Genomic DNA, 9370 nt, shown 5'->3' on the forward strand with positions numbered 1-9370 from the left:
GCGGGATGACCGCGGTGGGCGCGCGGACGTGTCGCCGGTGTCAGGGCCGGGGTCGGGCTGCGGGCGAGGTCCGGCCGAATCCTCCCCCACCGTCGCGCCCGGAGGCTCCCGTGCACCCCACCGACGTCGCGGGCGTGGCCGCCGAACCCGACTCCACCGGACGCACCGCCGCCCCCTGGGGCATCGGCGCCCCGGTGGAGTGCCGGAGAGGCTTCACAGGGTGCTCTCTCCCCGTGCCAGGCGCCCGAAGTGGGCGACCGTGGCGCCCAGCACGAAGTGCGCGGCCTGGTGTTCGGTCATCGGGACCACCCCGGCGGCGATCTGCACCCGGAAGGGGAACTCGTCCTCGGGGCGGATGCGGAAGTCGTCGATCACCCCCTGGGACAGGAGCATGGTCAGGGCCTCGCGCACCTGCCCGCTGCGGTTGTCGGACGCCCAGATCGACATGTCCCCACGGTAACGCAGAGACTGCGCCGCGTACGGGGTTCGCGCCGATCCGGAGATCGCGCGTGGGCGGGCACGCGGGCCCGCCCACACGTGAGGGACGGGCACGACCCCCGTGGTGCCCGTCACCGCCGCCGCGCACGTCCGCCGCCATCCCCCGGCGGCGGACGTGCGCGACGGAGACTCAGGTACGCCGCCGCCGTGCGACGTCCGCCCCGTGCCCGAGCACGTTCGCCCGCAGGCGTCCCAGGGACCGCCGCGTGGCCTCGAACTCGTCCCCGGGGAGGTCGATCGCGCGACCGATCGCGTCAGGGATGCCCTCGGCGCGGGCACGCAGCCGCCTGCCCTCGTCGGTGGCGGTGACCCGGACGGTTCGCTCGTCCTCCGGGTCACGGTCGCGGCGGAGGAGTCCCTGGGTCTCCAGGCGCTTCAGCATCGGGGTGAGTGTGCCGTAGTCGAGTTGCAGGACCGCGCCGATCTCCTTGACCGAGCACTCCTCCCGCTCCCACAACAGCATCATCACCAGGTACTGGGGATAGGTCAGGCCCAACGGGTCCAGGTGGGGCCGATAGACGTTGGTGACGGCCCGCGCTGCGGTGTACAGCGCGAAGCACATTTGCTCGTCGACGGGTGGCAGGGGGCAACCGCCCTCGGGATCAGGGGTTCGATCCGACACCGTACCCATGGTAGTTACCACGCGTGCGATGTCAAAGCCCTCGATGTCCTCGTGCACGAGGTGTCCGAGTCGGCCGTCACCGCGGGGGAAGGTCCGTCGGCAGGTGCCGCTTCATCACCTTGCCCGCGGGGTTGCGCGGCAACTCCTCCAGCGGCACCACGTCGCGTGGCACGGCGAACCGGCCGACCTCGGCACGGACGACCGCGCGGACCTGGTCCGGGTCCACCTCCGCGCCCTCCTGGGGCACGACGAACGCCGCGAACCGCTGCCCGAACTCCTCGTCCGGCACACCCGTCACCGCGACCTCGCTCACCGAGGTCAGCGTCAGGATCGCCTCCTCCACGGGGCGGGGGAACACGTTCTCCCCGCCCGAGACGATCATGTCGTCGTCGCGCCCGGACACGTGCAGCAGCCCGTCGGCGTCCAGGCGCCCGCGGTCACCCGTCTCCATGAGCCCGTGCGCGCGGTTCTTGCTCGCGCCGTTCGTGTAGCCGTCGAAGAGCATGTCGTTGCCGACGAAGATCGAACCCTCCGTCCCCGTCGGAGCCTGCGCGCCGTCCGCGTCGAGGATCTGCACCCGCGTCCCCAACGGGGGGCGTCCCGCCGTCGTCGGCACGGCCCGCAGGTCCTCGGGGGTCGCGATGGTCGCCCACGACACCTCGGTCGAGCCGTACAGGTTGTAGAGCACGTCCCCGAACTCGTCCATGAACTCCGTGATCAGCCGGGGGCTCATCGCCGAGCCGCTGCACGCCACCACCCGCAGCGAGGAGGTGTCGTATTGCGCCCGCGTCCGCGCGGGCAGGTCCATGATCCGCCGCAACATCACCGGGGCCGCGAACAGCGCCGTGCACCGCTGATCCTCCACCGTGCGCAGCACGTCCTCGGGATCGAAACGACGGCGCATGACCAACGTCGCCCGCATGGTCATGCCCAGCTGGACGCCCGCCAGCCCCCACGTGTGGAAGATCGGGGCCGAGACGAGGATCCGGTCCCCGGAGTTCAGCGGGATCCTGGAGAGGATCGCCGCCGCGTCCCGCGGCCCCCTGGGCGTCGGCCGTCGCGCCCCCTTCGGAGTGCCCGTGGTCCCCGAGGTGAGGACGATCAGCCGTCCCGGACGCGCGGGCGGAGCCGGTTCGCCCTCCGTACTCTCCCGCGCGTCCCACGGCACCTGGAGGCCCCCGTCCGGGGCGTCCCCCCACGCGCGGACCCGGGTGACGTCGGCCGGCACCTCCGCGCACTGCGCGTCGAACTCCTCGTCCAGGACCAGGACCGCCACCTGGTTCGCCGTCGCGGCCGCGGCCAGCTGCCCCGGGGCGAGCCCGGTGTTGAGCAGGACGGCGTCGGCCCCCAACCGGCCGCAGGCGATGACGGTCTGCACGAAGGCACTGTGGTTGCGGCACAGCACGCCCACGCGCGACCCCGTGCCCACGCCCGCGTGGTGCAGAGTCCTGGCGAGGGAGCGCCCGCGCAGGATCATCTCGTGGAAGGTGAACGTCCCCCGCTCGTCGACGATCGCCACGGAGTCGGGGACGCGCTCGTTCGCGGCGGCGTAGGCGCCGGCCATGGTCGCGCCCCAGACGCGCAGCGCGCGCAGTTGGCGGACGATCCGGTCGGGGCGTCCGGGGCTGATCACCCCGGATCGGACGAGCACCCGCACCGTCCTCAGGGTGCGGGTCAGGCGGGAGGTGTCGGACGGACTTGCGGCTGCCATGGTGTCTCCGCAGGGATCGGGGACGGGCGAAGCGGTCCGCGCCGCACCGGTGAGCCTTCGCCACTCCACTCCCCGGAGTACTGCGACCGTAGGTGACATGGTGGCATGGTTTCTCCGTCCTGGAGTGAGCGTCGGACCGAGCACGCTTGTCACCTCCCGACAATCCGTCGCGAAGCGGTCAGAGATCGAGCTTCATCGGCCGCTCGCTCGGCTCGGGCATGCCGCCCTCCGGCTCCAGGGAGACCCCCACCTGGATCGGCGTCCCCATGTCGTGCGCCATGCCCGAGTACCGCCCGTCGTCCGACAGCGTGAGCATCCCGGCCGAACGCATGCCGTCCTCGTCGACGTACCACATCTGGTACTGCATTCCGCGCGGAGTGTCCGGCAGTCCGTCGACGACCAGCATGAGCGCGTCCATCTGGTAGGACGTGAAGGCCGTCGCCCTGGCGCCCTCGCCCAGCGGACCCTCGTGCATGTGCGTGTCCGGAGCCGCCAGCAGCGCCTCGACCTCGGCCTGGTGCCGCCTCGACTCGTCCATGCTGCGGTCCACCGACAGCAGCGAGGCCCCGAGCATGACCGCGACCAACGCGCACGCCGCCGCGACGAGCCACGGCAGCCGGCCGCGCCACCAGCGTGCGGGGCCCCGCACGACCTCGGCGGGGCTCCCGTCCCCGCCGTGGTCCCCGGTCACGCTCCCGTCCCCGCGGCCGTTCTCCGCCGCCGTCCCGTCCGCCTTCGGCGGGAGCGGCGCCTGTCTCGTGCGGCGCGCGAGGGCGCTGACCCGCGTCCACAGCTCCTCCGACGGCTGGGTGGATTCCGCGTACGCCAGCCTGACCAGCGTCTCCCGGAACTCCGCCAGGTCCCGGCGGCAGTCCTCGCACTCCGGAAGGTGACGCTCCACGGCGGTCCGTTCCTCCGCCTCCAGCGCGTCCACCGCGTATCCGGCGATCAGCCCGTGGATGTCCACGTCGCTCATGCGGCCACCCCCAGGCAGTCACGGAGCCGGATCAGGCCGTCCCGCAGACGCCCCTTCAGCGTGGTCAGCGGGACGGCCAACAGCGTGGCCGCCTCCCGCTGCGTGTACCCCGTGTAGTACGTGAGCCGAACGGCGTCGTGCTGGAGCGCGGTGAGGCGGCGCAGACAACGCCGCACCTTCTCGCGTTCCAGACTGGTCTCGACATGCTGCTCCACGCCGTCGGCCGGGGTCGCCCCCGGCTCCAACCGTCCCGCCGCGGTCGCGCGCTCCGTCGCGGCCTGCTCCGACCGCACGCGGTCGACGGCCCGCCGGTGCGCGACCGTCAACACCCAGGAGCGGGCGCTGCCGCGAGCGGGGTCGAATCGGGCGCAGTGGCGCCACACCTCCAGGAACACCTCCTGGGCCACCTCCTCGGACTGGGCCTCGTCCAGGAGGACCCTGCGCACCACCCCGAAGACGGGTCCGCTCAGCTCCCGGTAGACGCGTTCGAACGCCGCCAGGTCACCCACCGCCGCCTGGCGGAGCAGCCCGGCCAACTCGTCGTTCGACGGCACGGATCCACCGCCGGGCCTCCCGGCGCCTTCCAACCTGATGCCTCTCACCCGATCCACGGTCACCCTCTCTCCGCCCGCCGCCGTCGCCTCCGTATTCGGCGCGGTGGGCCGTGAGGTGACGTCTCGGCCGGAACATGTTTATCAGTTCGTGACCGCAGCCCACGTCTCTCCGGCGCGGGCGGTTCCGAACCCAGGGCATGTTCGACACCACCCGTACTATCGGACGCGCTCCGGGAGCGATCGCCGGCCTCGTCGCGGCCGGCGCCGCGCTCGCGTCGGCCGAGGTCGTCGGCGCCCTGCTGTCCAGAGCCTCCGCGGCCCCGCTCCTGGCGGTGGGCGACGCCGTCGTCGACCTCACACCGCAACCGGTGAAGCAGTTCGCGGTCGACACGTTCGGGACCGCCGACAAGATCGCCCTCTTCGTCGGCATGGGCGTGATCCTGGCGGGCGCCGCCGCGCTGCTGGGCGCGGGCGCGGCGCGTCGGCGGTGGATCGGCCACGTCGGGATCGCGGCGTTCGCGGCCGTCGGCCTTGCGGCCGCGCTCACCCGGCCTGGGAGCGGGATCCTCGACACGCTGCCGACGCTCACCGGGGCGGCGGTGTGCGGCGCGGTCCTGCTCTGGCTGTTGGGGGTCGCGTCCCGACCGGCGACCGCACCACCCGAGGGCGAGCAGACCGCGCCGGAGGAGCCCGCCGAGAAGCAGTCCCCAGGGTTCGACCGGCGCAGGTTCACCCTGCTCGCGGGGGCCGCGGTCGCGGCTTCGGCGGGTGCGGGAACGGCCGCCCGGCTGCTGTCATCGTCGGGGGCGGGCGCCGGGCTCGTCCGCGAGGACGTCACCCTGCCCAGGCCCGCGTCTGCGGCCGTACCCGTCCCGATCGGCGCGGACCTGGAGATCGACGGCCTGGCCTCGTTCTTCACCCCGAACGAGGACTTCTACCGGATCGACACGGCGCTCTCCATCCCACGGGTGGACGCCTCCACCTGGTCGCTGCGCGTCCACGGCCTGGGGGCGCGCGAAGGGGTGTACACGTACGCCGACCTGCTCGCCCGCGACGACCTCGTCGAACGGGACATCACCCTGGCGTGCGTCTCCAACCCGGTCGGCGGGGAGTACGTGGGCAACGCGCGCTGGGTCGGAGTTCCGCTCGCCGCCCTGCTGGAGGAGGCGGGCGTGCGCCCGCCTGCGGACGGCGGTCCGGCGGACCAACTCGTGTCGCGGTCCGACGACGGCATGACCATCGGCACGCCCGTGGCCGACGTGATGGACGGCCGCGACGCCCTGATCGCCATCGGCATGAACGGCCAGCCGCTCCCCTACGACCACGGGTTCCCCGCACGCATGGTCGTGCCCGGGCTGTACGGGTACGTGTCGGCCTGCAAGTGGATCGTCGACATCGAGTTGACCACCTTCGACGCCTTCGACGCGTACTGGGTCCCGAGGGGCTGGTCGGCCCGGGGGCCGATCAAGACGCATTCCCGGATCGACACACCGCGCGAACGCGCCGACGTGGCCGCCGGAACGGTCACGATCGCGGGTGTGGCCTGGGCGCAGAACACGGGGATCGACCGGGTGGAGGTTCGCGTGGACGACGGAGAGTGGCGGCAGGCGACGTTGGCCGAGGAGGACACGGCCGACACCTGGCGCCAGTGGGTCCACGAGTGGGACGCCGGGCCGGGAGAGCACCGGATCTCGGTACGCGCCACTGACAGGGCTGGCCGGACCCAGACCGCGGACCGGGCGGCCGTGGCCCCAGACGGAGCCACCGGCCACCACACGATCGAGGTCGTCGTCTCCTGACCTCGCCGCGCCGAGGCGCACACGAACCCCCTGGCGCGCCCGCCGCCCAGGGACGACCGGACAACGGATCAGAACGGAAAAGAGCTCATCATGCCCTCAGCCAGCACCCTTCGCCGCCTTCTCATGGCGGGAGCCATCAGCGCCACGGCCGTTCTCACCATGGCCGCATGCAACGACACGGCCTCCGACGGGTCCTCCGTGGAGTCCGAGGAGATGGAGGAGGGCGCCGAGGACGAGATGTCCGACGGTATGGAGGATGACTCCATGGACGACGAGATGACCGACGAGATGGAGGGCGACTCCATGGAGGAGGACATGTCGGACGAGATGGAGGGCGACTCCATGGACGACGAGATGACCGACGAGATGGAGGACGACATGGACGGGGAGAACTGATCACTTCCCGGTGAGTGGCGCCTCGGGGGAGCCCGGCCCGTGTTCGGGCCGGGCTCCCTGGCATGGGGGCGTGTCACCCGCGACCGGACGGCCGGCGCGGCGTCAGCCCGTCACGGTGATCGGATCCGAGGGGGTGTCCGCGTTCGTCACCTCGTAGGTAGCGGTGAACTCGGCCTCGGTCACATTGGTCGGGCAGCCGAAGCCGCCCTGGACGACGGTCGGCGCCGTGGTGTCGAAGTCCAGCGTCGAGACCGGGTCGCCGTTGGTCCACGTGCCCGCGATGGGCACGTCGGCGTTCGGGCTCACGGTCGCGGTGCACGAGGCGAGCCCTCTCGTGGTGACCACGATGCCTCCGGCGGGGATCACCATGGTGCCCACGGAGGGAGCTCCGTGCTGCATCGTCATCTCCCAGACCGGGTCGACGACGTCCACGGTCGCCCGCACGAAGATGATGTTCGTGGAGCAGTTTGTGAACTCCGGCGCGTTGATCGGGCCGGAGACCGGGCCGCCCGGGTTGTGGTTGTCGGGCGCGTCCGGCACCAGGTTGTTGCCGCCTCCGGGGGAGGTCGACGAGGTCTCGCAGGTGATGACGACACTGCCGGTGATGAAGACGGCGCTGCCGGCGAGTGACGCCTCGAAGGCCGCCCCGGCGGGCTCGACGGTGGTCGGGTCGGCCGTCGTGGCCTGGGCGGTACCGGCCCAGGCCAGGCCGAGGACCGCGGTGGAGGCCGCCGCGGCGGCGGAGAGCCAGGAGCGGGTGCGGGATCTCGGTCGGGGAACCGACATGGATGACTCCTTGGGTGGGTCCGGGCGTCGCCCGTGGCGGCGCCCAGCGGTATGGGCGGGATCGCGCCGAGGAGGTGGACGGGACTTGCCGGGCGGGACCGGGAACGCGGTGACGCCGCGCATCTCCGGTGTCCTGTGGCGTGGCCGGTGAACGCGGCGGTGCGGGGTCAGGTTCTGCGTGACGGTCGGGCGACGGGTCGCCAGGCGAAGGCGAGGCCACCGCCGACCAGGGCCAGGAGGGTGCCCGCCACCAGGCCGCCGAGGTTGGACAGGACCAGTGCTCCCAGGCCGAGGAAGCCCGCCATCGCGCCGGTGACGACGTGCTGGTCCGGGGCGAACCAGGTGATGAGACCGAGCACGACGAGCATGCCGCCGAACAGCAGGGAGGAGACCCCTCCGACGCCGGTGTGGATCATCAGCTCCACCGGCATGATGACGAACGAGGCGAGCACGACCCCGGACGCATGATCAGGAGCCCGCCCGCGAACGGTCGTCGCTTGCGCCACCGTCGCCAGGAGCGCGGCCCGCGCGGGTTCTCCGGCTGGTGGCTCCCTCCCCGCCGCGGCCTCCTCAGAAGCACTCGTCGTCCCCGCTGCGCAGGCTGAGGCTCAGCCCGGAGAGCCGGAAGGTACCGGCACTGGCGGCGCGGGCGGTCTGCTGGAGGTCGACGACGTGGATGGTCTCGGACTGCATCCCGAAGGTGTCCTGGAAGCCCCGGCGCCCGCGGGGCCCCGGTCGAGTGTGGAGGCGTCGCGACCGATCTCGATGTCGTCGAACCGTGCGTCGCCATCCATCTGGGACATGTCGATCATCAGGTTGCTGGCTTGGACCGGTGTGCCCTGGTCGCCGGCGGTGAGGGTGAGGGAGAGGGTGCCGATGACCGGGAAGTCGGTGAGCACCGACTGGCAGAGCCCGTGGATCTCCGCCTCGCGGATCCCCGCGACGGCGGCCGGGACCGCTTCGCCCCGGGCTGTCGCGTTCAGCCATCCGTACTGGACGAAGCCCTCGCCGTGCAGCTCGTCCGCGGAGATCTTGAAGTCCTGACCGGAGACGGTGAAGGACGCGGCGAGCACCCCCTCGGCCAGGGCGATCAGAATGCCGCCGACCGCCGCGGCGGCGGGAAGGGCGAAGAGAGCGAACCGCTTCCAGCTGGTGTGGCTCTCGGGAGTGGGTTCGGTGGAGTCGGTGGCCGAGGGGTCCAGGGGCCCGTCGACGGCGTCAGGGGGTGCGGTGTGCATGCGCGTTCTTCCTCGTGTCGCATGACCGCGCCGCGCCTGCCGTCCCCCCGAACTTCCGGCACGCGGTCCCATGTGAGTCCACCCCGTGGGCTGGGGCGGTACCGGACGAGAATCTGTTCCCCCCGGTGGTTGTGCACATCATGGATGCGGGAATCCCTTATTTCAAGGGATCCTGAGGAACTTTCCGAACGGGATTCGGCTTGTCTGGAGAGGTCAAGAGAACAGGTTCTAGCGAGCTGGGCGCCTCATGTGCGTGCTCGGTGGTGAACTCGTCGATGCATGGGATGTGTGGGAAGGGAGGGCAGCGTGTGCCGGTGACCGCCGACACGGGGGTCGCGGTTTGCCTGTGCGCGAGGCTGGGGGTAGTGTTCTCCGAGTCGTCGCGGGACGACGGGCGGCCCTCACGGGGTCGATCCGAAACCGGGCCGCGATTCGAACTCCTTCCACTGAACCCACTGGTCCGAGCATGCGCTCGGAGCGGATAGGATCGGTGGGCGCTCCAGAACCGATCGACCGCGATCGAGAACGGCGCGCGATTCAGCATGAGGACTGACAAAGCGGGTGCTTTATCCCGTTCGGTTGATCCGGAACCGCCGATTTGGCGGGGCACGGAACACCTGATAAAGTAAAGATACAACAAAGCGGAAACGCAGACGCCTTCCACGGAAGAGCGACCGGACACACGATCCACCACGATCCACCAGGATCAACCGTCCGAAGCTTGTACGGGAAGAGCGGTTGTTTCTTGAGAACTCAACAGCGCGTGTTTGATTTTCTTTAAGCCATGTTT

General features: G+C 71.3%; 9 protein-coding genes and 1 pseudogene. 2 read left to right on the forward strand and 8 right to left on the reverse strand.

Going from position 1 to position 9370, the window contains the following annotated elements; all coding sequences use genetic code 11:
* Nucleotides 1–213: 213 nt before the first annotated feature.
* The 5 genes from BJF83_RS13215 to sigK all read right to left on the reverse strand — a co-directional run bounded on the left by BJF83_RS13215 (nt 214) and on the right by sigK (nt 4400).
* Complete coding sequence (locus tag BJF83_RS13215; RefSeq protein ID WP_075926532.1) at nt 214–447, reverse strand: hypothetical protein; 234 nt, start codon at nt 445–447, stop codon at nt 214–216.
* 181 nt (nt 448–628) lie between these two features.
* The gene (locus BJF83_RS13220) at nt 629–1129 is read right to left on the reverse strand and encodes a MarR family winged helix-turn-helix transcriptional regulator (protein ID WP_075926533.1); all 501 of its coding nucleotides are present in this window, start codon (nt 1127–1129) and stop codon (nt 629–631) included.
* Nucleotides 1130–1196: 67 nt separating this feature from the next.
* Nucleotides 1197–2831, reverse strand: coding sequence for an AMP-binding protein (locus BJF83_RS13225; RefSeq protein ID WP_075926534.1), 1635 nt, complete (start codon nt 2829–2831; stop codon nt 1197–1199).
* 178 nt (nt 2832–3009) lie between these two features.
* On the reverse strand, nt 3010–3807 hold the full coding sequence (locus BJF83_RS13230; RefSeq protein WP_075926535.1) for an anti-sigma factor domain-containing protein: 798 nt from the start codon (nt 3805–3807) through the stop codon (nt 3010–3012).
* The gene (gene sigK, locus BJF83_RS13235) at nt 3804–4400 is read right to left on the reverse strand and encodes an ECF RNA polymerase sigma factor SigK (protein ID WP_187347141.1); all 597 of its coding nucleotides are present in this window, start codon (nt 4398–4400) and stop codon (nt 3804–3806) included. Before sigK ends, BJF83_RS13230 begins: the two co-directional genes overlap by 4 nt.
* Nucleotides 4401–4558: 158 nt before the next feature.
* Here sigK and BJF83_RS13240 point away from each other — a divergent pair, with 158 nt between their 5' ends.
* The gene (locus BJF83_RS13240; RefSeq protein WP_075926537.1) at nt 4559–6160 is read left to right on the forward strand and encodes a molybdopterin-dependent oxidoreductase; all 1602 of its coding nucleotides are present in this window, start codon (nt 4559–4561) and stop codon (nt 6158–6160) included.
* 90 nt (nt 6161–6250) lie between these two features.
* Nucleotides 6251–6556, forward strand: coding sequence for a hypothetical protein (locus tag BJF83_RS13245; protein ID WP_075926538.1), 306 nt, complete (start codon nt 6251–6253; stop codon nt 6554–6556).
* A 102-nt stretch (nt 6557–6658) separates the two neighbouring features.
* On the opposite strand, the gene BJF83_RS13250 is transcribed toward BJF83_RS13245, so the two are convergent.
* The 3 genes and pseudogenes from BJF83_RS13250 to BJF83_RS13260 form a co-directional block, all read right to left on the reverse strand.
* The gene (locus tag BJF83_RS13250; protein WP_075926539.1) at nt 6659–7342 is read right to left on the reverse strand and encodes a hypothetical protein; all 684 of its coding nucleotides are present in this window, start codon (nt 7340–7342) and stop codon (nt 6659–6661) included.
* Nucleotides 7343–7509: 167 nt separating this feature from the next.
* Entirely contained in the window at nt 7510–7794 is a 285-nt protein-coding gene (locus BJF83_RS13255) for a DUF6114 domain-containing protein (RefSeq protein ID WP_262391518.1), read from the reverse strand.
* Between the two features lie 118 nt (nt 7795–7912).
* A pseudogene (locus BJF83_RS13260) lies at nt 7913–8580 on the reverse strand (DUF6230 family protein).
* Nucleotides 8581–9370 lie beyond the last annotated feature (790 nt).

Source organism: Nocardiopsis sp. CNR-923, from assembly GCF_001942255.1.
Lineage (GTDB): Bacteria > Actinomycetota > Actinomycetes > Streptosporangiales > Streptosporangiaceae > Nocardiopsis.

Coding starts and splice junctions, on each gene's coding strand:
- BJF83_RS13220 (WP_075926533.1), bottom strand. CDS start 1,129: ATGGGTACGGTGTCGGATCGAACCCCTGATCCCGAGGGCGGTTGCCCC.
- BJF83_RS13215 (WP_075926532.1), bottom strand. CDS start 447: ATGTCGATCTGGGCGTCCGACAACCGCAGCGGGCAGGTGCGCGAGGCC.
- BJF83_RS13240 (WP_075926537.1), top strand. CDS start 4,559: ATGTTCGACACCACCCGTACTATCGGACGCGCTCCGGGAGCGATCGCC.
- BJF83_RS13225 (WP_075926534.1), bottom strand. CDS start 2,831: ATGGCAGCCGCAAGTCCGTCCGACACCTCCCGCCTGACCCGCACCCTG.
- BJF83_RS13250 (WP_075926539.1), bottom strand. CDS start 7,342: ATGTCGGTTCCCCGACCGAGATCCCGCACCCGCTCCTGGCTCTCCGCC.
- BJF83_RS13245 (WP_075926538.1), top strand. CDS start 6,251: ATGCCCTCAGCCAGCACCCTTCGCCGCCTTCTCATGGCGGGAGCCATC.
- BJF83_RS13230 (WP_075926535.1), bottom strand. CDS start 3,807: ATGAGCGACGTGGACATCCACGGGCTGATCGCCGGATACGCGGTGGAC.